The organism is Streptococcus infantis (assembly GCF_018499575.1).
Classification (GTDB): Bacteria; Bacillota; Bacilli; order Lactobacillales; family Streptococcaceae; genus Streptococcus; species Streptococcus infantis_K.
In genome coordinates, this window is the sequence record NZ_JAHDAP010000002.1 from 97,993 (window position 1) to 122,680 (window position 24,688).

Annotated in this window: 26 protein-coding genes and 1 riboswitch; of the genes, 23 read left to right on the forward strand and 3 right to left on the reverse strand. The window is 41.0% G+C overall.

Annotated elements, in window-relative coordinates; all coding sequences use genetic code 11:
• The first annotated feature begins 24 nt into the window (after positions 1-24).
• A riboswitch (M-box (ykoK) riboswitch) is annotated at positions 25-178 on the forward strand.
• Between the two features lie 297 nt (positions 179-475).
• The 8 genes from mgtA to KJR31_RS06520 all read left to right on the forward strand — a co-directional run bounded on the left by mgtA (position 476) and on the right by KJR31_RS06520 (position 7,434).
• Positions 476-3,136, forward strand: coding sequence for a magnesium-translocating P-type ATPase (gene mgtA / locus KJR31_RS06485; protein WP_214262614.1), 2,661 nt, complete (start codon positions 476-478; stop codon positions 3,134-3,136).
• 135 nt (positions 3,137-3,271) lie between these two features.
• Positions 3,272-3,670, forward strand: coding sequence for a transcriptional regulator Spx (spx, locus tag KJR31_RS06490; RefSeq protein ID WP_006149601.1), 399 nt, complete (start codon positions 3,272-3,274; stop codon positions 3,668-3,670).
• Between the two features lie 60 nt (positions 3,671-3,730).
• Positions 3,731-4,303 (forward strand): SP0191 family lipoprotein, encoded by a 573-nt coding sequence (locus KJR31_RS06495; RefSeq protein WP_214262615.1) that lies wholly within the window; start codon positions 3,731-3,733, stop codon positions 4,301-4,303.
• Positions 4,304-4,400: 97 nt separating this feature from the next.
• Positions 4,401-4,667 carry an IreB family regulatory phosphoprotein gene (locus tag KJR31_RS06500; protein WP_004250500.1) on the forward strand — a complete coding sequence of 89 codons (267 nt, stop codon included), beginning with the start codon at positions 4,401-4,403 and terminating at the stop codon, positions 4,665-4,667.
• A gap of 3 nt (positions 4,668-4,670) precedes the next feature.
• On the forward strand, positions 4,671-5,090 hold the full coding sequence (gene ruvX / locus KJR31_RS06505; protein ID WP_070678388.1) for a Holliday junction resolvase RuvX: 420 nt from the start codon (positions 4,671-4,673) through the stop codon (positions 5,088-5,090).
• Positions 5,091-5,105: 15 nt separating this feature from the next.
• Entirely contained in the window at positions 5,106-5,411 is a 306-nt protein-coding gene (locus KJR31_RS06510; RefSeq protein WP_142558921.1) for a DUF1292 domain-containing protein, read from the forward strand.
• Positions 5,412-5,671: 260 nt separating this feature from the next.
• Positions 5,672-6,922, forward strand: coding sequence for a bifunctional folylpolyglutamate synthase/dihydrofolate synthase (locus KJR31_RS06515; protein ID WP_214262616.1), 1,251 nt, complete (start codon positions 5,672-5,674; stop codon positions 6,920-6,922).
• A gap of 86 nt (positions 6,923-7,008) precedes the next feature.
• Positions 7,009-7,434, forward strand: a complete 426-nt coding sequence (locus KJR31_RS06520; protein ID WP_214262617.1) for an SP_0198 family lipoprotein — start codon at positions 7,009-7,011, stop codon at positions 7,432-7,434.
• A gap of 125 nt (positions 7,435-7,559) precedes the next feature.
• Here the strand turns inward: KJR31_RS06520 and KJR31_RS06525 are convergent, their stop codons facing one another.
• Positions 7,560-8,372 (reverse strand): Cof-type HAD-IIB family hydrolase, encoded by an 813-nt coding sequence (locus KJR31_RS06525; RefSeq protein WP_214262618.1) that lies wholly within the window; start codon positions 8,370-8,372, stop codon positions 7,560-7,562.
• 196 nt (positions 8,373-8,568) lie between these two features.
• Here KJR31_RS06525 and KJR31_RS06530 point away from each other — a divergent pair, with 196 nt between their 5' ends.
• The 6 genes from KJR31_RS06530 to recA all read left to right on the forward strand — a co-directional run bounded on the left by KJR31_RS06530 (position 8,569) and on the right by recA (position 14,614).
• On the forward strand, positions 8,569-9,990 hold the full coding sequence (locus KJR31_RS06530) for an NCS2 family permease (protein ID WP_214262619.1): 1,422 nt from the start codon (positions 8,569-8,571) through the stop codon (positions 9,988-9,990).
• 88 nt (positions 9,991-10,078) lie between these two features.
• A complete protein-coding gene (gene tsaE, locus KJR31_RS06535; RefSeq protein ID WP_214262620.1) occupies positions 10,079-10,522 on the forward strand; it encodes a tRNA (adenosine(37)-N6)-threonylcarbamoyltransferase complex ATPase subunit type 1 TsaE in 444 nt (147 codons plus the stop codon).
• Complete coding sequence (locus KJR31_RS06540) at positions 10,512-11,033, forward strand: GNAT family N-acetyltransferase (RefSeq protein ID WP_214262621.1); 522 nt, start codon at positions 10,512-10,514, stop codon at positions 11,031-11,033. Before tsaE ends, KJR31_RS06540 begins: the two co-directional genes overlap by 11 nt.
• 4 nt (positions 11,034-11,037) lie before the next feature.
• Positions 11,038-12,078 (forward strand): biofilm formation/cell division transcriptional regulator BrpA, encoded by a 1,041-nt coding sequence (brpA, locus tag KJR31_RS06545; RefSeq protein ID WP_214262622.1) that lies wholly within the window; start codon positions 11,038-11,040, stop codon positions 12,076-12,078.
• A gap of 76 nt (positions 12,079-12,154) precedes the next feature.
• A complete protein-coding gene (locus KJR31_RS06550; protein ID WP_214262623.1) occupies positions 12,155-13,411 on the forward strand; it encodes a competence/damage-inducible protein A in 1,257 nt (418 codons plus the stop codon).
• A gap of 54 nt (positions 13,412-13,465) precedes the next feature.
• On the forward strand, positions 13,466-14,614 hold the full coding sequence (recA, locus tag KJR31_RS06555; RefSeq protein ID WP_214262624.1) for a recombinase RecA: 1,149 nt from the start codon (positions 13,466-13,468) through the stop codon (positions 14,612-14,614).
• A 42-nt stretch (positions 14,615-14,656) separates the two neighbouring features.
• On the opposite strand, the gene KJR31_RS06560 is transcribed toward recA, so the two are convergent.
• Positions 14,657-15,211: a GNAT family N-acetyltransferase gene (locus KJR31_RS06560; protein ID WP_214262625.1), complete on the reverse strand. Its 555-nt coding sequence runs from the start codon at positions 15,209-15,211 to the stop codon at positions 14,657-14,659.
• A 108-nt stretch (positions 15,212-15,319) separates the two neighbouring features.
• Here KJR31_RS06560 and KJR31_RS06565 point away from each other — a divergent pair, with 108 nt between their 5' ends.
• Together KJR31_RS06565 and KJR31_RS06570 are read left to right on the forward strand one after the other, a co-directional pair.
• Positions 15,320-16,690: an MATE family efflux transporter gene (locus KJR31_RS06565; protein ID WP_214262626.1), complete on the forward strand. Its 1,371-nt coding sequence runs from the start codon at positions 15,320-15,322 to the stop codon at positions 16,688-16,690.
• 97 nt (positions 16,691-16,787) lie between these two features.
• Positions 16,788-17,504 (forward strand): YebC/PmpR family DNA-binding transcriptional regulator, encoded by a 717-nt coding sequence (locus tag KJR31_RS06570; protein WP_214262627.1) that lies wholly within the window; start codon positions 16,788-16,790, stop codon positions 17,502-17,504.
• A 44-nt stretch (positions 17,505-17,548) separates the two neighbouring features.
• On the opposite strand, the gene KJR31_RS06575 is transcribed toward KJR31_RS06570, so the two are convergent.
• A complete protein-coding gene (locus KJR31_RS06575) occupies positions 17,549-18,232 on the reverse strand; it encodes a DUF308 domain-containing protein (RefSeq protein ID WP_214262783.1) in 684 nt (227 codons plus the stop codon).
• 219 nt (positions 18,233-18,451) lie between these two features.
• On the opposite strand from KJR31_RS06575, the gene KJR31_RS06580 reads away from it, so the two are divergent.
• The 7 genes from KJR31_RS06580 (at position 18,452) to rpmB (ending at position 24,561) form a co-directional block, all read left to right on the forward strand.
• Positions 18,452-18,913 (forward strand): MarR family winged helix-turn-helix transcriptional regulator, encoded by a 462-nt coding sequence (locus tag KJR31_RS06580; RefSeq protein WP_214262628.1) that lies wholly within the window; start codon positions 18,452-18,454, stop codon positions 18,911-18,913.
• Positions 18,897-20,666, forward strand: a complete 1,770-nt coding sequence (locus tag KJR31_RS06585; RefSeq protein WP_214262629.1) for an ABC transporter ATP-binding protein — start codon at positions 18,897-18,899, stop codon at positions 20,664-20,666. Before KJR31_RS06580 ends, KJR31_RS06585 begins: the two co-directional genes overlap by 17 nt.
• A complete protein-coding gene (locus KJR31_RS06590) occupies positions 20,656-22,416 on the forward strand; it encodes an ABC transporter ATP-binding protein (protein ID WP_214262630.1) in 1,761 nt (586 codons plus the stop codon). Before KJR31_RS06585 ends, KJR31_RS06590 begins: the two co-directional genes overlap by 11 nt.
• Before the next feature lie 102 nt (positions 22,417-22,518).
• A complete protein-coding gene (locus KJR31_RS06595) occupies positions 22,519-23,022 on the forward strand; it encodes a phosphatase PAP2 family protein (protein WP_214262631.1) in 504 nt (167 codons plus the stop codon).
• A 118-nt stretch (positions 23,023-23,140) separates the two neighbouring features.
• Positions 23,141-23,587 (forward strand): LytTR family DNA-binding domain-containing protein, encoded by a 447-nt coding sequence (locus KJR31_RS06600; RefSeq protein ID WP_214262632.1) that lies wholly within the window; start codon positions 23,141-23,143, stop codon positions 23,585-23,587.
• 4 nt (positions 23,588-23,591) lie between these two features.
• The gene (locus KJR31_RS06605) at positions 23,592-24,266 is read left to right on the forward strand and encodes a LiaF transmembrane domain-containing protein (protein WP_214262633.1); all 675 of its coding nucleotides are present in this window, start codon (positions 23,592-23,594) and stop codon (positions 24,264-24,266) included.
• 106 nt (positions 24,267-24,372) lie between these two features.
• Positions 24,373-24,561 carry a 50S ribosomal protein L28 gene (rpmB, locus tag KJR31_RS06610; protein WP_001140948.1) on the forward strand — a complete coding sequence of 63 codons (189 nt, stop codon included), beginning with the start codon at positions 24,373-24,375 and terminating at the stop codon, positions 24,559-24,561.
• The last annotated feature ends 127 nt before the right edge of the window (positions 24,562-24,688 follow it).

The following is a 24,688-nucleotide window of genomic DNA, read 5'->3' on the forward strand; positions in this document are numbered from 1 at the left end:
TATTGAAAGGTTTATACTGAAAGGCGAAAACGGTAGGTGAGGCTACCATAGGGATACGGATGACTACCGCAAAGCAGTGGAGACACTACTCGTTGGTCAACAGTCCTGGTCGCGAAGGTCAAGACTAAGCTCATTACATCGCCCTATGGAGTTAAAGCTTGAACGAAAACAGATAATAAGTTTTTTGTCCTGCCATTTTATGGCAGGACTTTCTGCTGTTTTAGAACAAAGAAAGGAGACAAACGATGCAAATTGACGATCATCCAGAACCGCACATACACAGCCAATCGCTGATTTGTGTCGTTCTGTCCTTATAAAGTGATTGGTTCCTGTGTATGATACTCTTCGAAAATCAAATTCAAACCACGTCAATGTCGCCTTGCCGTACTCAAGTACAGCCTGTGGCTAGTTTCCTAGTTTGCTCTTTGATTTTCATTGAGTATGAAATCACCATTCATACAGATAGGAGAAACCAATGAAAACTACAAAAGAAAGATTAGTAGCAGCTATTCAAACACCATTTACAGAGAGTCTAGCTTTTTACCATACAAGTCTAAAAGGCTTGGACCAAGAACAAATCGAAGAAAACTGTGCCCTTTATGGTGAAAACACCATCACCAAGGGCCAAGAGGATTCCATCTTAAAAAAGATTTATGAGTCCATTATCAATCCTTTCACAATTATTTTGCTTGTGATTGCCTTTATTTCTCTCGTTACAAACGTTTGGCTTGCCAAACCTGGTCAAGAGGATCCAACGACATCTATCATTATCGTTGTCTTGGTTTTGATTTCAGGAGGCATCCGTTTTGTCCAAGAGTTGCGAAGTGATAAGGCAACAACCAACCTTTCAAAAATGATTGTCAATACGGCAACCGTTATTCGTGATGGTCTTGAACAAGAGTTGCCAATCGATGAATTGGTTGTGGGAGATCTTGTGAAATTGAGTGCTGGCGACATGATTCCAGCAGATGTCATCTTATCTGAATCACGCGACTTTTTCGTGCAACAGTCAGGTTTGACTGGAGAAAGCGATGCGGTCGAGAAGCTTGCTTTAAATAAAGCCACCAATCAAAATGTAGATAGCCTTTTAGAAGCAGAATCTTTGGCATTCATGGGGACAAACGTTATCTCAGGAAGTGCTACAGCTATGGTTCTAGCAGTTGGGGATGACACCATGATGGGAGCTATTGAACAGACTCTCAACACCTACGATGAACCAACTTCTTTCGAGCGTGAAATGAACAGCATTTCTTGGCTCTTAATTCGCTTGATGCTTGTCATGGTTCCAATCGTGTTTCTCGCAAATGGTTTGACCGATGGAGACTGGCTAGAGGCTGGAGTATTTGCCTTGAGTGTTGGTGTCGGACTTACACCAGAAATGCTGCCAATGATTATTACAGCCAGCTTGGCCAAAGGTTCTATTATCATGGCCAAGGAAAAGGTGGTTATCAAAAAACTTAATGCTATCCAGGACTTAGGGGCAATCGATATCCTTTGTACGGACAAAACTGGAACTCTAACGCAAGATGAGATTGTTTTAGAATACCCATTAGATATCCACGGTGATTTGGATATGGCGGTCTTAAGAAGAGCTTATCTAAATTCGCATTTTCAAACAGGTTTGAAAAACTTGATGGACCGTGCCATCATTAGCAGAACTGAAAAAGAAGCCAAAGAGTATCCTATTCTACAAAATCTAGATACCAATTTCCAAAAAATCGACGAACTTCCTTTTGACTTTGAACGTAGACGGATGAGCGTCATTGTAAAAGATGATGAAGGTACCGTTAGTATGGTGACCAAGGGAGCCTTAGAAGAAATGCTCACGATTTCGTCTCGTGTAGAGTATCAAGGTGAAGTCACTCCTTTGACGGATGCCATTCGTTCAGAAATCTTAGCAGAAGTCGGACAATTAAATAAACAAGGATTACGTGTCTTAGGGATTGGTTATAAGACGGATATCCAAGAAGGTTATAGCTATACAGTCCAAGATGAAAAGGATATGATCCTGACCGGATATCTTGCCTTCTTGGATCCACCAAAGCCTTCAGCAGCACCTGCAATCAAGGCTTTACTCGAACATGGTGTTAAGACCAAGATTTTGACGGGAGATAATGAAAAAGTAACACAAGCCATCTGTGAAAAAGTAGGCCTAGATGTTGAGGAAATTCTCCTAGGGGCTGATATCGAACAGATGTCAGATGAGCAGTTGGCAGAGGCTGTAGAAAAAGTAACGGTATTTGCAAAATTATCTCCTGATCAAAAAGCTCGTATCATTCTACAGTTAAAGAGAAATGGTCACGGTGTTGGTTATATGGGAGATGGAATCAACGATGCTCCTTCCATGAAGGTTGCAGATGTGGGTATTTCTGTTGATACTGCAGTCGATATTGCCAAAGAAACAGCGGATGTTATTTTGCTAGATAAGGATCTCATGGTTCTTGAAACGGGTATCGTGGAAGGTCGTAAGGTCTACGCCAACATGACCAAGTACATTAAGATGACAGTTAGTTCAAACTTTGGGAATATCTTCTCCCTTCTGGTTGCAAGTATCTTCTTGCCATTTCTACCGATGTCTCCTGTTCATCTAATTGTCCTAAACTTAGTTTACGATTTATCCTGTGTGGCTTTGCCGTTTGATAATGTGGATCAAGACTTCCTAAAACAACCCCATACATGGGAAGCAAAATCCATTACCCGATTTATGGTTTGGATGGGACCTATCTCATCTATCTTTGATATTTTGACCTTTATCTTCCTTTACTTTATCATTGTTCCATTGATGACAGGACATGATTATGTTCATGGATCTGAATCAGCCCTTCAGTTTATTATCTTTTTCCAAACAGGATGGTTCATCGAATCTATGTGGTCTCAAACAATGGTCATCCATATGCTTCGTACAGCAAAAGTTCCTTTTGTACAGAGCAGACCAGCTTGGCTAGTGATTTTGATGACTTTAGTTGCTGCCTTTTTTGTAACTAGTCTACCTTATGGACCGCTAGTACATATCCTTCGTTTAGCTCCATTGGGACTGCCTTACTTCTTATTCTTAATCTGTATTATTTTCTTGTACATGTTTAGTGTCACCCTTATTAAGAATTTTTACATTAAGAAGTATAAAGAATGGTTATAGTTCGGTTTTTGTCAAGAAAAAAGATAGAAAACTGGGGAAAAAGTTAAATTTTTTTAAAAATAGGTCGCAAGTCGGATGTTTTTTATGGTATAATAGAATAAACTGATAGTAACATGTAGCGAAAGGGGTAGGTACATGATCAAAATTTATACAGTCTCAAGTTGTACTAGCTGTAAAAAAGCTAAAACCTGGCTCAATGCCCACCAGTTAAGTTATAAAGAACAAAACCTTGGAAAAGAAGGAATTTCGAGAGAAGAACTACTTGATATTTTAACCAAGACAGATAATGGAATTGCTAGCATCGTATCATCAAAAAATCGCTATGCTAAAGCCCTAGGTGTTGACATCGAAGATTTGAGTGTCAATGAAGTGCTTACCTTAATCATGGAGACACCACGGATCCTAAAAAGTCCAATTCTTGTTGACGAGAAACGTTTGCAAGTTGGCTATAAAGAAGATGACATTCGTGCCTTCTTGCCACGCTCTGTCCGTAATGTAGAAAACGCTGAAGCACGTTTACGTGCTGCACTATAAAACATGAAGGCTGGGAGTGACTCCTAGCCTTATTTGATACATAAATAAGGAAAAATAAATATGAAGAAGATAGTTATCGGTACAGTTGCGCTCCTATTTTTGCTAGCTGGCTGTGGACAGAAAAAAGAGTCTGCGGAACCTTCTAAAGATACAAAGACAGAAGCTCTTCAATCAACTTTGCCAGTTCTAGAAAATGCCAATAACAATACAGTTGTAACAAAGACGCTTGTTCTACCTGCTGACGAAAATGGGGTTCAACAAACCCAGACCATTACCTATAAGGGCAAACAGTTCTTGACCTTAACGATTCAGCAAAAACGACAAGTTTCAGAAGACCTCAAGAACTTTATTGCAGAGCATGGATTAGAGGAAGCAAAAAAGGCCTTGAAAGAAGGAGAAGACAAGGATGAATCGGTCCAAGAAGCACGTAAAATTCCTGGATTTAACCTTGAAACCAATCTTTTAAGTGAAACCGAGATTGAAACAAAAATAAGTTATGATTTTCAAGTTCTAGACGTTAAAAAGGCAAGCGAAAGCGAATATTTAAAAAATGTGGGATTAGAAAATCTACTAAAAAATGAACCAGAAGAATATATTGAAAATCGAGTTGCAAGTGGCGCGACCGTCCAGTAGGGAAGTCACAGAAAATCAGCGAAATCAGACTGTGTCATTTGTAGAACGGCTTTGAATGTGCTATAATAGTACTATTCTAAGGAAAGAGGGTGTTAGAATGGGATTTACTGAAGAAACCGTACGTTTTAAATTGGATGATTCCAATAAAAAAGAAATTAGTGAAACATTGACAGAAGTCTATGCTTCATTGAATGAGAAGGGGTATAACCCTATTAACCAAATTGTGGGCTATGTTCTCAGTGGAGACCCAGCTTACGTTCCTCGTTACAATAACGCAAGAAATCAAATCCGTAAATACGAACGCGATGAGATTGTTGAAGAATTGGTCCGCTACTACCTTAAGGGACAAGGAGTCGATCTATAACCAATGAGAATTATGGGATTGGACGTTGGTTCCAAAACGGTAGGAGTAGCAATTAGCGATCCGCTTGGTTTTACAGCACAAGGGCTCGAAATCATCCAAATCAATGAAGATCAAGGAGAGTTCGGCTTTGAACGACTCAAGGAATTGGTTGACACCTATAAGGTAGAGCGCTTTGTTGTTGGTTTGCCTAAAAATATGAACAATACCAGTGGACCGCGGGTAGAAGCCAGTCAAGCATATGGGGCGAAACTTGAGGAGCTCTTTGGATTGCCAGTAGAGTATCAGGATGAACGCCTGACCACAGTTGCTGCAGAGCGCATGTTGATTGAGCAAGCAGACGTTAGTCGCAATAAGCGTAAAAAAGTTATTGATAAATTAGCGGCTCAGTTGATTTTGCAAAATTATTTAGATAGAAAATTTTAAGACAGAGGAGAAACTATGTCACACGATCACAACCACGATCACGAAGAACGTGAACTTATTACACTTGTAGATGAGCAAGGAAACGAAACTTTATTTGAAATCCTTTTGACTATTGACGGAAAAGAAGAATTTGGTAAAAACTATGTTCTTTTAGTACCAGTTAATGCTGAGGAAGACGAAGATGGACAAGTGGAAATCCAAGCTTACTCATACACTGAAAACGAAGACGGGACAGAAGGCGAATTGCAACCAATCCCTGAAGATTCAGAAGACGAATGGAACATGATTGAAGAAGTCTTCAACAGCTTTATGGAGGAGTAAAAACGTTCGGGGAACGTTTTTAGTCCAACTCCTAGAAACTAGAAAGAGTTGGAACATCCGGTGAATGTTTTTAGCCCTGCGCTAGAAAATAGAAATGCAGGTAGTCTGGGAGACTGTATCACCCCAGCTCCTTGGAATAAGAGAGAGCTGGTAAGTCCAGTGGACGTTTTTAGCCCCCCACTAAAATAAAATTTAGCTAGGAACTAGCAAAAACAGTAAAAAGCGAAGAGAATCTTCGCTTTTTTGTTAAGGAGATCAGCATGATTGAAGTAGAAAAATGGCTCCATAGTCGAATTGGATTGAATTTTAGATCAGGCTTGGGACGGATGCAAAGAGCAGTAGATTTACTGGGGAATCCTGAGCAAACCTATCCGATTATCCATGTAACGGGTACTAATGGGAAGGGGTCAACCATTGCCTTTATGAGGGAACTCTTTGTTTCTCATGGCAAGAAGGTTGGGACCTTTACTTCGCCACACATTGTTAGCATCCATGATCGTATTTGTATCAATGGAGAGCCCATATCGGACGTAGATTTTATTCGTTTAGCAGAACAAGTCAAAGCAATGGAGCAGAGACTTCTAGAAACCCATGATCAGCTATCTTTTTTTGAGTTGCTGACCTTAATTGCTCTACTCTATTTTAAAGAGCAAGGGGTGGATTTAGTCTTACTTGAAGTAGGGATTGGTGGACTTCTTGATACCACTAATGTGGTGACTGGGGAGATTGCAGTCATCACATCAATCGGCCTCGATCATCAGGAGACCTTAGGTAATAGCTTGGCAGAAATTACTGAACAGAAAGCAGGGATTTTTAAGTCCGGCAAGTCAGCTGTCATTGCAAAACTAGCTCCGGAAGCACAGATGGTTTGTCAAAGGACTGCAAATGATTTAAGTGTGACTCTCTATCAAGCTGACCAAGATTTTTCTTTCAAGAATGGATGTTTCTCTTCATCTCTAGCGGACTTGAACCAACTAAAACTGGGATTGGAAGGAGCCTATCAGGAGGAAAATGCAGCTCTTGCCTTGCAGGCTTTTCTATTGTTTATGGCACAAAGAGATGAGAATGTTGACCAAGAAGCGATTCGAACTGCTTTGCGAACTACCAGATGGGCTGGGCGTCTTGAAGCAATCACTGATCACATCTATTTAGATGGCGCTCACAACTTACCAGCCTTGGAGCGTTTGGTTGAGTTTATTCAAGAAAAAATCCAGCAAGGTTATCAAGCTCAAATTCTTTTTGGTGCCCTGAAGAGAAAAGATTATGGCGGTATGTTGACATCCTTAACTGAGCATTTGCCTGATGCAACTCTCTATGTTACGACTTTTGATTACCAAGGTTCCTTGGAGGAGCAAGACTTGGGAGGTTATACAAACATTGCTTCTTATCGAGATTTTATAGATAACTTTGAAGCTTCTGCAGAGGAGCAAGACTTGCTATTTGTGACAGGTTCCCTCTATTTTATATCTGAGGTTCGTGCCTATCTTATGAATCCAAAGTCATTTGATTGACTCTCCTATCTTTAATTGTTATAGTAGAGGTGTGGTGGCTCGGCAGGCTTATTCTGATTTTAAGCCACTAAAAGAAAGGAGACATGATGTCGCTAAAAAAATTCACACTTTCTCTTGCTTCTTTGGCAAGTCTTAGTCTCTTAGTTGCATGTTCGCCAAAAGAGCAAGCAACTCCTTCAACTCAAGCAAGCACCAGTACGGAAGTAACAACTAGTCAGCAAGCAGAAACGACTGTTTCTAGTTCGACGGCTAGTTCAGTAACGAATATTGATGGGACCTATAAAGGGCAAGACGAGGGAGATAGCATTACTCTCGCAGTTACTGGCAATACTGGAACATGGACGGAAGTAGAGCCTGATGGCGATCAAGAAATTAAAAAGGTAACTTTCGAACCAGAAAGTCAGAGAGTTTTTATTGGAGATGACATCAAGATTTATGTGGCAGAAGAGAACCAGATTATTATCGATGACATGGATCGTGAAGTCTCTGATCGTATCGTTCTAAAAAAATAGATAACTTTTGCAAGGATTTGAATCTAGTTAAAATAGATTCAAATCCTTTTTTATAAATTTTGGGTATAAAAAACCCATACTGTTAAGGTAGCTATTTTCTACCAAAAAGTATGGAGTGGATGGAATTAAAGGAATCGTTCTTGTAAAAAGTGAGCAACTCCGTCTTCTTCGTTGGTCAGTGGCAACTGTTCATCAGCGAAAGGAAGTAGAGCGGGATTCGCATTCTTCATGGCATATCCTGTACCTGCAAAGGATAGCATTTCTTGGTCGTTGTGTTCATCACCAAAGGCAATCAAGTTCTGTCGATCAATATTCATGACATTGAGAAGGTATTCAAGAGCAAAGGCCTTGTGAACTCCTTTCGGTGTACACTCGAGGATATTCAAGGGACCACCCCAAGTATTAATATTGAGTTGGTGCTTGTAGAAACTGTTCATCTCTTCCGCCAGTGCATATTTATCATCTGCCCTCGTTTGTAATAAAATACAGTTAGGTCCCTTGGTCACTAGATCAGACTTGAATTGATTTTCTGGGCGAAAATTTTCAATACCAAACAATTTAGGATTAGCAATTTCTTTGTCCGGGGTCGTAATGTAAAACTTTTTACGGTATTCACCTGCGATAAAATCTGCCTCAATCTCCTCTTTTCGTTTCACGATGTCCAAGAGATATTTTTTGTCCACAGTAAGACACTTTTCATGTTTCCAAGCCTTACCAGGTAGATGAGTGAGAGAACCATTGAAGTTGATCATAGGGGTTTCAAGTTCAAGTTGTTCATAAAACTCTTTGGCCATACGGTAAGGGCGGCCAGTTGCAATAACGACTTGGTGGCCTTTTTTAGAGATTTTCTTAATTGTTTCAATTGTAAAGTCAGAAAGTTTACTTTCAGAGTTGAGTAAGGTTCCGTCTAAATCAACGGCAATCATTTTTTTAGCCATAAAATCCTCCCGAATCTAGTTTCAGATAAGATGTTTCCTATTATATCAAAAAGCTGAAAGAAAAGCTGACTATAAGCAAAAATAAGAAGAATCATATCCTTTAAGAATTTTTAAAAATAGGAAAAACAGCTTGAAAATGTGAATGATTGATGATATAATAGTCATATTGTTCGTAAAATGACAAAGGAGATTAAAAATGGACAAACTATTTAAACTAAAAGAGCACGGGACAGATGTCCGTACAGAGGTGCTTGCTGGTTTAACAACTTTCTTTGCAATGAGTTATATTCTCTTTGTAAACCCTCAAATGCTTTCGCAAACAGGAATGCCTGTTCAGGGTGTATTCTTGGCAACAATCATCGGTTCTGTAGTAGGAACTTTGATGATGGCTTTCTATGCTAACTTGCCATACGCCCAAGCACCAGGTATGGGACTGAATGCTTTCTTTACATTTACGGTTGTATTTGGAATGGGCTATACTTGGAAAGAAGCTCTGGGGATGGTCTTCATTTGTGGGATTATTTCATTGATCATTACATTGACCAATGTTCGTAAAATGATCATCGAGTCTATTCCTACAACTCTTCGTTCAGCAATTTCAGCTGGTATTGGTGTTTTCCTTGCCTATGTTGGTATTAAGAATGCTGGTCTTTTGAAATTCTCAATTGACCCAGGGACTTATACGGTAGCAGGTGAAGGAGCAGATAAGGCTCAAGCTGCAATCACTGCTAATGCAGCAGCTGTTCCAGGATTGGTAGATTTCAACACTCCAGCAGTATTGGTAGCTATTGCAGGCCTTGCAATTACAATCTTCTTTGTTGTCAAAGGGATTAAAGGTGGCATCATCCTTTCTATTTTGACGACTACAGTCCTTGCGATTGCAGTTGGTCTTGTTAATTTGTCAGGAATCGATTTTGCTAGCAACAATCTTTCAGCAGCAGTTAATGACCTTGGAACTTTGTTTGGTGCTGCTCTTGGTTCAGAAGGTTTAGGATCTTTGATTTCAAATACTTCTCGTTTGCCTGAAACCTTGATGGCCATTCTTGCTTTCTCATTGACGGATATTTTTGATACAATTGGTACTCTTATCGGTACAGGTGAAAAAGTTGGGATCATCGCATCAAGTGGTGAGAACAATGAATCAGCTAAATTGGATAAGGCTCTATATTCTGACTTGGTGGCGACATCAGTTGGTGCCATTGCAGGTACTTCAAACGTTACAACTTATATTGAGTCAGCAGCAGGGATTGGTGCTGGTGGACGTACTGGATTGACAGCCTTAGTTGTTGCTATCTGTTTTGCTCTATCAAGCTTCTTTAGTCCACTTCTTGCCATTGTGCCTTCAGCTGCGACAGCACCAATTTTGATTATCGTCGGAATTATGATGCTCTCTAACTTGAAAAATATCCCTTGGGATGATATGTCAGAAGCTGTTCCAGCCTTCTTCACATCTATCTTTATGGGATTCAGTTACTCTATTACACAAGGGATTGCCGTTGGTTTCTTAACTTATACTTTGGCGAAGATTGTTAAAGGACAAGTGAAGGAAGTACATGTGATGATTTGGATTTTAGATGCTCTGTTCATCTTGAACTACATTAGCATGGCTCTAAACTAATGATAAAAATTAAAAAAAAAAGGAGGAGATTCCTCCTTTTTTATTACTAGAAATATCGCAAAAGAAAACTTTTTGGTATAATGTTTACATGTACACAAAAAATGAAGATGAACTAATCGCTCTTGGACAAGAGTTGGGTAGTCTACTTGAAAAAAATGATGTATTGATTTTAACTGGTGAACTAGGTGCTGGCAAAACCACATTAACAAAAGGTCTAGCTAAAGGACTAGGGATTCATCAAATGATCAAAAGTCCTACTTATACCATTGTTCGTGAATATGAAGGACGCCTACCCTTGTATCACTTGGATGTTTATCGCATCGAAGGTGATGCAGATTCAATTGACCTTGATGAATTTCTTTTTGGTTCAGGTGTAACGGTTATTGAGTGGGGGCACCTATTAGGCGAGGCTCTCCCATCAGACTATCTCGAATTAGAAATTCTAAAAAATGATGAGGGGCGCGAAATTGTCTTTCATGCTCATGGTCAACGAGCGACAGAACTGTTAAAGAGGCTGACGAATGGAGTATGAACTTTTAATTCGTGAAGCAGAGGCCCAAGATGCTTCAGATCTTATTGCACTTTTGGATCAGATTGGCCACGAATCTAGTTTTACCAGTCTGGATGAAAATGGAATTGCAATGAGTGAATCCGAAATGCAGCGTTTTATTGACAAGCAGGCCCAGTCGGATAATCAGATTGCTTTACTAGCTTTTTTGAATGACGAATTGGCAGGAGTTATCAATATAACGGCTGATCAACGTCCGCGAGTTCGCCATATTGGCGACGTTTTCTTGGGGGTTAAGAAAGCCTATTGGGGAAATGGTCTCGGTAGTATCCTGATGGAAGAAGCTATTGAATGGGCCCAATCGAGTGGAAGCATTCGACGATTACAATTGACAGTCCAAAAACGAAATCTGGCAGCTGTTCATCTATATAAAAAGCTGGGCTTCATCATTGAAGGCCAACAGGAACGTGGTGCTTGTATAGAAGGAGGAGAGTTTCTTGATGTTTACCTGATGGGTCGACTGATAGACGAATAAAAGTATGGTAAAAAAAATAATTGGAATGTTTTTAGGCTTTGTTCTTGTGACAGTGCTTGGTGTGGGAGCGTATGCCTTCACTATTTATCAACAAGGTACACAGACTTTAGCCAAAACCTATAAACAAATCGGAGAAGAAACTAAGGTTATCGAGGCAACTGAACCATTGACAATCCTGTTGATGGGTGTGGACACGGGGAACGTTGAGCGTACAGATCCATGGGCAGGTAACAGTGACTCGATGATCTTAGTAACTGTAAATCCTAAAACCAAGAAAGTTGTCATGATGAGTTTGGAACGTGATATTCTAACTCAGATCCAACAACCAGACGGTAGTGTTAGAGAGGCTAAACTCAATGCTGCTTATGCTGATGGTGGGGCAGAACTAGCCATTTCGACCATTCAAAAAATGATGAATATCCATATCGACCGCTATGTTATGGTCAATATGCACGGTCTTCAAAGAATGGTTGATGCCGTTGGTGGTATTACAGTCAACAACACTCTAGGTTTCCCCATCTCTATCCAGGACCAAGAGCCATTTAACACGATTTCCATCGGTGTTGGTGAACAAACACTAAATGGTGAAGAGGCGCTGGTGTATTCACGCATGCGCTATCAAGATCCAGAGGGAGACTACGGTCGTCAGAAACGTCAGCGCGAAGTTATCCAAAAGATTGTTGAAAAGATTCTTAGTTTGAATAGTGTCAGCCACTACCAAGAAATTTTGAAGGCTCTTAGTGATAACATGCAAACCAATATTGAGATTACGACCACAACAATTCCTCAGTTGATGGGCTATCAGGATTCCTTTAAGAATATTGAGTCTCAGCAATTGCGCGGAGAAGATGCAATGATTGACGGAATATCTTACCAAATCGTGACATCTGAGCATATGTTAGAGATGCAAAATCTTTTACGCCGTTCATTAGACAAACCAGAAGTTACCGAGTTGGAGACAAATGCAGTTTTGTATGAAAACATTTATGGTCGTTTGCCACAAACGACTGGTTCTGTTATAGAGCAAGGACAACAAGAACAATAAGAAATGAATATTAAAATCGTAGGAATTTTCCTGCGATTTTTTCAAAGAAATCCGAATAGATAGGTAGGAGGAAAAAATGAAAGCGGAAATAATAGCTGTTGGGACAGAGATTCTAACAGGTCAAATTGTCAATACCAATGCACAGTTTTTATCTGAAAAGTTGGCTGAAATCGGTGTTGATGTCTACTTCCAGACGGCTGTAGGCGATAATGAGGCTCGTCTCTTATCCTTGTTGGAGATTGCGCAGAATCGAAGCAATCTGGTTATCCTAACAGGAGGATTGGGACCAACAGAGGATGACTTGACCAAACAAACCTTGGCCCATTTTCTAGGGCGTGGTTTAACTTTTGATGCGCAAGCGCAGGCTAAACTAGATGACTTTTTTGCTCATAGACCAGACTATGCTCGCACTCCAAATAATGAACGTCAGGCGCAAATCGTTCAGGGTTCGACCCCGCTACCGAATGAAACAGGACTAGCAGTCGGAGGCATGGTTGAAGTGGCTGGCGTGACTTACGTCGTCCTACCAGGTCCGCCAAGTGAACTGAAACCCATGGTTTTAAATGAACTGCTGCCAAGATTGACAACTGGAGCTAAATTGTACTCACGTGTCCTACGTTTCTTTGGTATTGGAGAGAGTCAGCTTGTGACGATTTTGTCAGATTTGATTGAAGGGCAGACAGACCCAACCTTAGCGCCTTATGCAAAAACGGGAGAAGTGACTTTGCGCTTGTCTACCAAGGCTGCTAGTCAAGAGGAGGCAAGAAAAGCTTTGGATTGTATTGAGGGTCAAATTCTTGCACGTCAGACTTTTGAAGGGATTGCTTTAAAGGATATCTGCTATGGATATGGCGAGGAAGCAAGTCTAGCCAGCGTAGTTATTGAGGGATTGAAAAAGCAGAAGAAAACCATCACAGCTGCAGAAAGCTTGACAGCAGGGCTTTTCCAATCAACTTTGGCAGACTTTTCGGGAGTGTCAGCTATCTTTAAAGGTGGCTTTGTCACTTATAGCATGGAAGAAAAGGCTAAGATGCTTGATATTCCACAAGCAGAGTTGGAAGAACATGGAGTCGTGTCAGCATTTACAGCGGAAAAAATGGCGGAGCAAGCACGATTTAAAACCCAGTCGGACTTTGGAGTTTCCTTGACAGGTGTGGCTGGTCCGGATAGTCTAGAAGGGCATCCTGCAGGTACAGTTTTTATCGGCTTGTCTCAAGCATCAGGCACAGAAGTTGTTCGTGTCAATATAGCTGAAAGAAGCCGAGCAGATGTTCGTAAAATTGCAGTTATGCATGCTTTTAACTTGGCTCGCAAAGCTTTATTAAGTGACTGACTTTTGATATAATAGAAGAAGGTTCTAAGAATTATAAAAATATAGGAGAACAAAATGGCGAAAAAACCAACAAAAAAATTAGATGAAATCGGCAAAAAATTTGGAGCTGATCGTGAAAAAGCCTTGAACGATGCCCTTAAATTGATTGAAAAAGACTTCGGTAAGGGTTCAATCATGCGTTTAGGTGAACGTGCCGAGCAAAAAGTACAAGTGATGAGTTCAGGTTCTTTGGCCCTGGATATTGCACTCGGTTCAGGTGGTTATCCTAAGGGACGTATCATCGAAATCTATGGTCCAGAATCATCAGGTAAGACAACAGTAGCCCTTCACGCTGTAGCGCAAGCACAAAAAGAAGGTGGAATTGCAGCCTTTATCGATGCGGAACACGCTCTTGATCCAGCCTATGCAGCAGCTCTTGGGGTTAACATTGACGAATTGCTTTTGTCACAACCAGACTCAGGTGAGCAAGGTCTTGAAATTGCAGGGAAATTGATCGACTCAGGTGCGGTTGACCTTGTCGTTATCGACTCTGTTGCAGCCCTTGTTCCTCGTGCGGAAATCGATGGAGATATCGGAGATAGCCACGTTGGTCTTCAAGCTCGTATGATGAGTCAAGCTATGCGTAAACTCGGTGCTTCTATCAACAAGACAAAGACAATTGCTATCTTTATCAACCAGTTACGTGAAAAAGTAGGGGTTATGTTCGGAAATCCAGAAACAACTCCTGGTGGACGCGCCCTTAAATTCTATGCTTCTGTCCGTTTGGATGTGCGTGGAAGCACACAAATCAAGGGAACTGGTGACCAAAAAGACACCAACGTCGGTAAAGAAACTAAAATCAAAGTTGTGAAAAACAAGGTGGCTCCACCGTTCAAAGAAGCTCTTGTTGAAATCATGTACGGTGAAGGTATTTCTAGAACTGGCGAACTCTTGAAGATTGCTAGTGATTTGGATATCATTCAAAAAGCAGGTGCTTGGTACTCATACAAGGGTGAAAAAATCGGACAAGGTTCTGAGAATGCTAAGAAATACTTGGCAGACCATCCAGAAATCTTTGATGAAATTGACCACCAAGTTCGTGTTCAATATGGTTTAATTGAAGAGGAAGAAGGTTCTAAAGCAAGTGTAGCAGCTGATGCAGATTCTAACCAAGAAGTAACACTTGATTTGGGCGACGCTCTTGAAATCGAAATTGAAGAATAAAAAAAGTAGCAGTAAAACTGCTACTTTTTTGTTTCATGATGACTAGTGTTCACTAAAGCGTCGGTATTCGATACGAAAGTCGAAGTAATTTTCTTCTTGCAATTTTTGAAAGATGTTCCGATAAGCCTCTTCATCAAAATGGTCGCCACGGTAGAGAATTTCAAAACTCATTCCCTCGTATTCCAAGAAGGCATTGGCAGTTTTAAAGTCATTTTGTAAGTAAAAGTCCATGCGAGCTTTTCGTTGTTCAAGGTTATCGCAGTCCTCGTCCAATCGTTCCACTTCAAGAATCATGGTACGTTTATAAAAATCAATGAGTTTTTCAATGATTTCTCTTCCGTAGCCATGGCTACGGAGATGAGGCATAATAGCAAAGAAGCTAATGTAGAAAGCTTTTTGATTGGAAATGGCAAAAGCAAAGCCGACAAATTCTTCTTCGTTATAAAAGGCGAAAAAGTGGGCGTCATCTCGATCCTGGTAACTTAAAAATTCCTCCAAAGAGACGCGTTCCTCTTCAGGGAAGGCTTCCTTGTTTAATTGTTCAACTTTGTCAAGGTCTGGGAATACATCTGTAATTAACTGGCTTGTTAAGCTCATACATACCCTCCTTTTCTGTCACGATTATACCAGATTGTTTCTATCTAGGCAACGCTTTCTTAACGAAACTCCCTTGTTCCCCTACTTGAAAGCTGATATAATAGCCTTATGAATAAAAAATCAACGGTGGACCTGATTCATGGTCCTATCCTTCCTTCGCTAATTAGTTTTGCATTACCGATTTTACTGTCCAATATCTTTCAGCAACTATACAATACAGCTGATATTTTGATTGTTGGGCGTTTTTTGGGACAAAATTCCTTGGCGGCAGTCGGAGCTACTACAGCTATTTTTGATTTGATTATCGGTTTTGCTCTCGGAGTCGGAAATGGGATGGGTGTTGTTATTGCTCGTCTTTATGGTGCTCGTAATTTTGCAAAGATTAAGGAAGCTGTCGCAGCGACTTGGATTTTAGGTGCAATTCTGAGTGGTCTTGTGATGCTGATGGGTTTCTTCGGTCTTTATCCGCTCTTACAATATCTCGAAACACCTGCAGAAATCCTCCCCCAATCCTATGAATACATCTCTATGATTGTCAGCTGTGTGGGAGTTAGCTTTGCTTACAATCTCTTTGCAGGATTGCTACGATCGATTGGTGATAGCCTTGCAGCACTTGCTTTTCTGATTTTTTCAGCCATTGTTAATGTCATTTTAGATTTGTATTTTATTACGCAACTACAGTTGGGAGTTCAGTCTGCAGGTCTTGCAACCATCATCTCGCAAGGTTTGTCTGCTATTCTCTGTTATTTCTATATCCGCAAGAGTGTTCCAGAGCTCCTTCCAGGCTTGAAGCACTTCAAATGGAACAAGGCTCTCTATATTGATCTCTTGGAGCAAGGGCTAGCCATGGGGCTGATGGGGTCAATCGTCTCTATCGGAAGTGTGATCTTGCAATCATCTGTTAACAGTTTTGGAGCAGTTATTATCAGTGCCCAAACGGCAGCACGTAGAATCATGGCCTTTGCCTTATTGCCAATGACGGCTATTTCAGCTTCGATGACGACTTTTATCTCTCAAAATTTTGGGGCAAAACGTCCCGAACGCATTGTCCAGGGTCTTCGTTTAGGGAGTTACTTGAGCATGTCTTGGGCAACCTTTGCTTGTGTGTTCCTATTTTTTGCAAGTCCTAGCCTCGTTTCTTTCTTAGCGAGTTCAACAGATGGTTACTTGATTGAAAATGGGGCCTTGTACCTACGCATTAGTTCTGTTTTCTATCCCTTTTTGAGTCTTTTATTGATTTATAGAAATAGTTTGCAGGGACTCGGTCAAAAACTCTTGCCCCTCCTATCAAGTTTTATCGAGTTTATCGGGAAAATTGTTTTTGTGGCTTGGGTTATTCCATGGGCAGGTTATACAGGCGTTATCCTATGTGAACCGCTACTTTGGCTTGTGATGACTGGACAGCTTTATATCTCACTTTCTCAGAATCCTTGGATAAAGGAAGGCAAGAAAATCTTGGCTGTCGACGGGCAATCCTAGCTTAATTTACAAAAGAAAAATCCATTTCCTCTAGTGAAAATCGTCTAGACTTGTGTTATAATAAGAAAGATTAAAATGTGAAAAAAGGAGATTCCTAATGGGACGTAAATGGGCCAATATCGTAGCCAAGAAAACGGCTAAAGATGGAGCTAACTCTAAAGTATATGCAAAATTTGGTGTAGAAATCTATGTAGCAGCTAAAAAAGGTGAACCAGATCCAGAACTAAATACTGCTTTGAAATTCGTTATCGACCGTGCTAAACAAGCACAAGTGCCAAAACACGTTATCGATAAGGCTATTGACAAGGCGAAAGGAAACACGGACGAAACCTTTACAGAAGGTCGTTACGAAGGATTTGGACCAAATGGTTCTATGTTGATCGTTGATACCTTGACTTCAAACGTTAACCGTACAGCTGCCAATGTCCGTGCTGCCTTTGGTAAAAACGGCGGAAACATGGGAGCTTCAGGTTCAGTATCCTACCTCTTTGACAACAAGGGTGTTATCGTATTTGCAGGTGACGATGCGGATGCTATCTTTGAACTCTTACTTGAAGAAGATGTCGATGTAGATGATGTAGAAGCAGAAGAAGGAACAATCACTGTCTACACAGCTCCAACTGACCTTCACAAGGCTATCGTTGCTTTGCGTGAGTCTGGTATCGAAGAATTCCAAGTGACTGAACTTGAGATGATTCCTCAGTCAGAAGTGGAGTTGTCAGGTGATGACCTTGAAACATTTGAAAAACTCTACAGCGTTCTTGAAGACGACGAAGACGTACAAAAAATCTACACCAACGTAGATGGCTTCTAATAAAAAAACGAACAGCTTTAATAGCTGTTCGTTTTTTAGTTATTTTAGACTTTTACTCCATCGTCAGTTTGATCTTTACTATCCAATCCTAGGGCAAATTTACGGATGAGAAGAAACTGGCCGTTTTCCTGCTTTGCGAAAGTGAGTACCACTGTCTTGGTGTTTGAACCAAGGGAAAGATAGGTGATTTTTTTAATCTCGTAGCCACCTGAGGTTGACTCGATTTCAGAATCCGGTAGTCCATGCTTGCTGATAATATCTTTGTAGTTGGTGCCACCTTTTCCTCTATTTGTGGTGTCGCCTTCTATCAAAGCGTCAAATTGTTCCTGGGTCCAAGAGAAGTCATCGCTATCTTCGATATCCTCTTCATTCTTATCTTCGTCTGATTTATAATCTGGTAAATTTCCAAATTCCTCATCTTCTGTTATAGAGGCTAGACTTCTGTATGGGTGACGAAAGTTTTTAGCTAAATCAGTAAAGACACCAGAAGGTAATACTTGCGTCATTAAAACAAGAAAGATGGATAAAACACCTAGGGTCGTTCCGATGATAGCCAATATTTTACGATTTTTGAGATTAAGGCCGATACCAAAAACTCCTAAGGCTATAGCAACAATAGCGAAGAAAAACGCTAGTATGCTAATGATTGGTAGCCAAGAACCAAGAAGTGCCAGGGCTCCAAAGATAATAGCCAAGATTCCTAAGATTTTCTCTTCTTTTTGTTTCATTTGTGATGTTCTCATTTCTAATTAGGGTGTATTATAATACGTGTGAGATAGTGTTTATTATAGTGTTTATTATAGATAAAATAAGAGCTGATGTCAATTTTTACTTAAATAGTTCTCAAGGAAACTTTTTTCTTGACATCTTATTTGAAAATGATAAAATAGTTCTCATGAAAACCAATTGGTTCTCGTGGGAACTATTTTGTTTAGAAGGGGGAAATCATGGATAAACCGATGTTGGTCTTTAAACGTTTCGGCCATCAACTTCACCTGATGGTAAAAAAAGAAGCCAAACGTTGTGGTATTGAAGTCATGGGTGGACCGCAAGGTCAGGTTCTTCGTTTTTTAGATCGTCGTGAGCAGGATCAAGAATTGACGCTTATCAAGGATATTGAACAAGAACTCAATGTCACCAAGTCAGTTGCCAGCAATTTAGTGAAGCGCATGGTGCAAAATGGTTTGGTGGAGTTGGAGGCGAGTCCAAGTGATAAACGGGCAAAATTTGTTCATTTGACTGAAAAATCTCGCTCTCAAATGAAGCAGGTCAAGTCTTTCTTTGAACGAATTGACCGCAGTTTACTCGATGGAGTATCTGAAGAAAAACTAGCTATTTTTGAGGAAGTCATGGCTCAATTACAAGCCAATGTAGAAAAAATAGGAGGGGAAGATGAAAAAACTCGCTAAGCGTATCACAGGAAAAGAGTGGGGAATGATTCTCTTGACTGTCCTCTTTACCTGTTTTTCGGTCTATCTAGAGTTAGAAGTACCGACTTACATTTCAGAAATTACAGAATTGATTGGAACTCCAGGTACGGATATGGGTGCACTTTGGTCACCAGCCATTAAGATGATAGGCTTGTCTCTACTTGCTTTTCTGTCATCCGTTACTGTTGGATTTTTTGCTGCTCGCGTTGCAGCGTCTTACACAACTCATTTACGAAGCGATATTTTTCATCGTGTTCTAGATTTCTCGCAGACAGAGATTAAACGTTTTTCAATCCCAAGTCTCTTGACTCGGACGACTAATGATATCACGCAGATTCAAATGCTCTTTACTATGGGGCTCCAGGTAGTCACTCGTGGGCCTATTATGGCTATCTGGGCCATTGGAAAAATCCTTGGCAAATCTGAATACTGGCTCTGGGCAGTAGTGGTGGCTGTTATCGTCAATGTTCTGATGACAACAGTTCTCATGACTCTGGCCTTTCCAAAACAATCTGTCATCCAGAAATTGACAGATAAACTCAATAGTATTACTCGTGAAAGCTTGACAGGGATTCGAGTGGTTCGTGCTTACAATGCTGAAGATTATCAAGATAAAAAATTCGAAGTAGCCAACGATGAAGTCACTCGTCTCAATCTCTTTGTCAACCGATTGATGGCTATTATGAATCCCATTATGATGGCGATTTCGAGTGGCTTGAGTCTAGCTATTTACTGGATTGGTGCCTATATCATCAATGATGCTAGCCTGACAGACCGTCTACCACTCTTTAGTGATATGGTGGTCTTCATGTCTTATGCCATGCAGGTCGTGATGGGATTCTTGCTCATGGGAGCTCTCTTTATCGTCCTTCCTCGTACCTTGGTTTCTGCAGGACGTATCAATCAAGTGCTGGACTTGCATTCTTCTATTGAAAATCCTAGTCAACCACAGACGGCAGATTCTTCTATTCAAGGTCAAGTGGAATTCCGTGATGTCACCTTCCGCTATTCTAAAAACTCAGAAGCAGTTGTGGAACATGTCAGCTTCAAGGCAGAAGCTGGTCAAACAGTTGCCTTTATCGGTTCAACTGGTTCTGGTAAATCTACGCTTGTGAACCTCTTGCCTCGTTTTTATGACGTTTCAGATGGAGAAATCCTAGTGGACGGCGTCAATGTGCAGGATTATGATTTGGAAGACTTGCGGAATAAAGTCGGCTATATCCCACAAAAAGCTGTTCTCTTCTCAGGAGATGTCAAGGGGAATCTAGACTTTGGTAAGAGTCCAGAAACTCCGCTAAGCGAGACCGCTATGTGGCAAGCTCTTGAATTGGCCCAGTCTAAAGGTTTCATCGAGGACAAGGAAGCCGGTCTATCCTCAGAAGTGGCTCAAGGTGGAACCAACTTCTCAGGAGGACAAAGACAACGTTTGGCCATTGCGCGTGCCTTGGCTCGTAAACCAGAAATTCTCATTTTTGATGATTCATTCTCGGCCTTGGACTACAAGACAGACCGTATCTTGCGCCAAGAACTAGCTGAAAAAACGCAATCTATGACCAAGTTGATCGTGGCCCAACGTATTTCAACAATTATGGATGCTGACTTGATCTTAGTATTGGATCAAGGTAAAGTCGTGGGACAAGGCACCCACAAGGAACTTCTTGCGACCAACGAAGTTTACCAAGAAATTGCCTATTCACAACTATCGAAGGAGGAATTGGAACATGGAAAATAAGAAGATGTCCTTTTGGAAACAATATAAACCTTTTCTAGCAGGTCTCCAACTTCCTCTACTAGTTGCGGTTGTGGCGGCTGTATGTTCAAGCATCATCACGGTTTATGGACCAACTAAGATTAAGGAAATCACCAACTTGATTTCAGATGGCTTGGCTACAGAAATCGATTTGGTAGCTGTGTCAAGTATCGCCAGCTTTTTAGCTATTTTGTATGTGCTTGGTGCCATTCTCAACTATACACAAGCCTATATCTTTTCAACGAGTATCCAACATTTTTCAAAACGCTTGCGGACAGCTATCGCTGAAAAAATTAACCGTCTGCCACTTGCTTATTTTGACCGCCATTCTCAAGGAGATACTCTCTCTCGTGTAACAAATGACGTCGATACGGCAGCTCAGTCCCTCAACCAAAGTCTGGGAACGGTTCTCTCAGCTAGCTTCTTGCTGATTGCTGTTTTGATTACCATGTTTGGCATGAACTGGATTTTGGCATTGGTAACAGTTGTTTCAACCCTTGTAGGTTTTGCGGCTGTCTCAGTCATTATGGCTAAGTCACAGGGTTACTTTAAAGCCCAACAAAACAACCTAGCAGCTGTAAACGGCTATGTGGAAGAAATGTACTCAGGCCACAATGTTGTGACCAGCTATAACGCTGTGGAACCAACTAAAGAAACATTCGCAGGATTGAATCAAAATCTACATGATAGTATCTGGAAATCTCAGTTTATTTCTGGCATCATGATGCCTGCTATGTTCTTTGTCGGAAACTTTAGTTATGTTTTGGTTGTTATCGTCGGTGCTGCCTTGGCTCTTGAAGGCCATATCAGTATTGGGATTATCGTAGCTTTTATGGTTTATGTTCGTACCTTCTCACAACCCTTATCACAAATTGCTCAAGGGATTACCAGCTTGCAACAGGCTAGTGCAGCTATGACCCGTGTCTTTGAGTTTCTAAGTGAAGCTGAGATGGAAGACGAATCTCATAAGGAAACACAATTGTCTGGTATGAAGGGTGAAGTAGTTTTTGATCAAGTTTCCTTTGGTTACATACCTGAGCGAACCATCATTCATGACTTTTCTGCGACAGCTCATGCAGGGCAAAAGATTGCCATTGTTGGACCAACCGGAGCTGGGAAGACGACCATTGTTAATCTCTTGATGAAGTTCTATGAGATTGATAAGGGAAGCATTCGCATTGATGGTGTGGATACCAAGTCTATGAAACGTTCAGAAGTACACGATGCCTTTTCAATGGTCTTACAGGATACTTGGCTCTTTGAAGGAAGCATTCGAGACAATCTCATTTATAATCAAACTGGAATCAGCGATGAACGAATGATTGAAGCTGCGAAAGCAGTAGGAATCCACCACTTTATCATGACCCTACCAGATGGTTACGATACTGTTTTGGATGACACAGTGACCTTGTCAGTCGGACAGAAACAGCTCTTGACTATCGCTCGTGCCCTGCTTAAGGATGCTCCTCTCTTGATTCTGGACGAAGCGACATCCTCAGTAGACACACGTACAGAGGAGTTGATTCAGAAAGCCATGGACCGTTTGATGGAAGGACGCACGTCCTTTATCATCGCTCACCGCTTATCAACTATCCGTAATGCGGACTTAATCCTGGTCATGAAAGATGGAAATATCATTGAGCAAGGCAATCATGATGAACTCATGGCTCAAGGTGGTTTCTATGCTGATCTCTACAATAGTCAATTTACAGAAGACCAAGCAGAAGAATAGTAATCAAAAAGAAGGCTTGACGGCCTTCTTTTTCTGCACTATACTAGAGTAGGAGAAGCTAGCAGGCTTCTTGTGTAAAATCTAAAAATAACGAGAATAGATATGAAAAACTATCAAGAGTGGTACGAAAAGAGGAAATCAAGCCTTCTTCGACATCCACAAGGATTACAACTGATGCGAGTCTTTAATCGCATGATGACAGTTCTGATGCCCTTGGCATACTTGACCTTACTGGGAGCAAGCTTTATCAGCAAAGGCTTGGGGAAAGACCTTGCCACCTATATCATGGTGCCGGCTTCTGGCTTTGTCCTATTAACGCTAGTTCGTAAGTGGATCAATCAACCGCGTCCTTATGAGGCTTGGGAAATTATCCCACTACTAGACAAGGATAGTGCAGGCAATTCAATGCCCAGCCGCCATGTTTTTTCAGCAACCATCATTTCCATGGCTTGCTTACATGCAAATCTGCCTGTGGGCTTGATTTTATTGGTATTATCAGCTCTTCTCGGTCTGGTGCGAGTTTTAGGGGGTGTACATTACCCCAAGGATGTTTTAGTTGGCTACGCTTGTGGCCTCCTTTGGGGAATTCTCTTCTTTATTTTGTAAAAAGCAAAGCAAGTGAGCTTGGCCTCGTAACCACTTACGGGTCAAAAGTGACCACTTGCTTTTTTGCCCTTGTAAAGTCTTCTGGGCTTTGGTATAGTAGATGCAGAAAGGAGATAGGATGAAGTTACGAATCGAGATTGATAGTGAATTAACTGAGACAGAGATTGTCATCAAGGCTGCAGCCCTGACAGATGAAATAGCTGACCTGCAACGACTCTTGCAAGAAACCAAGGCTCCTAGGTTGATCTTTTATAAGGGGACGGGTGAGTACTACTTAGACTTGTCAGAAATTCTCTTTTTTGAGACAGAAGGTAGCAAGATTTACGCCCATACCCAGAAAGATGCCTACGAGGTTCGACTCAAGCTTTATGAGTTAGAGTCCATCCTACCCCGCTATTTCAGTCGGGTATCCAAGTCGACCATTGCCAATCTTCGGCAGGTCTACTCGGTGGACAAGTCCTTCTCAGGTACAGGAACTATTTCCTTTTATCAGACCCACAAGGAGGTGCACGTGTCACGGCATTACCAATCCCTCCTAAAAGAAAATCTAAGAAACATGAGGTAAGAAGATGAAAAAGAAAGCATTTGGTATTGTGTTGCTAGTATTGGCAGCTTTAGTATTGTTACAGGGAAATTTTGGGATTCCTTCACTTGAAGGGAAGATTTGGCCCTTGATTGGTATTGGATTTTTTGCCTATCAATCAGTTGGAGCTTTGCTTCGTCGCCACTTCACTTCAGCCTCTTTTACAGCCCTAGTGGCCCTATTGATTGCCAATCATTTTTATGACATTTTACCGATCCCCAATCAATCACTGTTCTGGGCAGGAGTTCTAATCGTGCTCGGAGTTAGTATGCTGACTCATACTAACCGGACTTGGAATGGGAAAAAATGGTGGTATGACGGTGAAAAGACTATCCTTACAGAAAAGGAAGTAGCCTTTGGTAGCGGAACCTTTTACAAGCAGAACCAAGATTTGGTAGAAGACGAGTTTGAAGTCGGTTTCGGGAATGCCAAGATTTATTATGACAATGCAGAGATGTTAGGTGATAGCGCAACCTTGAAGATAGAAGTCGGATTTGGGAATGCAGTTGTCTATGTTCCCCAACACTGGAGAGTAGATCTTAAGGTGGAAACTTTCTGTGGTGCAGCCAAGGCAGATGCTCCTGTAGCCCCAACCAGCAAAACCTTGATTATCCGTGGAGACGTAGCTTTCGGGAAACTTGGTGTCGTCTACGTCAAATAAAAAAAGTCTTCCAATTCCCTTGCCAAAATGGAGAAAGTGTGATAACATAGTACGGTATGTGGTGCTAGCACATCCGCTATATTAGATCTAATAGGAGGAAAACACAATGGCTAAAGTATGTTACTTTACAGGTCGTAAGACTGTATCAGGAAACAACCGTTCACACGCGATGAACCAAACTAAACGTGCCGTAAAACCAAACCTTCAAAAAGTTACTGTTCTTATCGATGGTAAACCTAAAAAAGTTTGGGCTTCAGCTCGTGCTTTGAAATCAGGAAAAGTAGAACGCGTTTAATAAACATGAAAAGACCTAATAGGTCTTTTTCTTTTGCTCGAAAGCTGAAATCATTTGAAAAATCAAGCAAATATCCGATGATACATCATTCTGCTTTTACAGTTGGGCTGAAATATGATAAAATAGA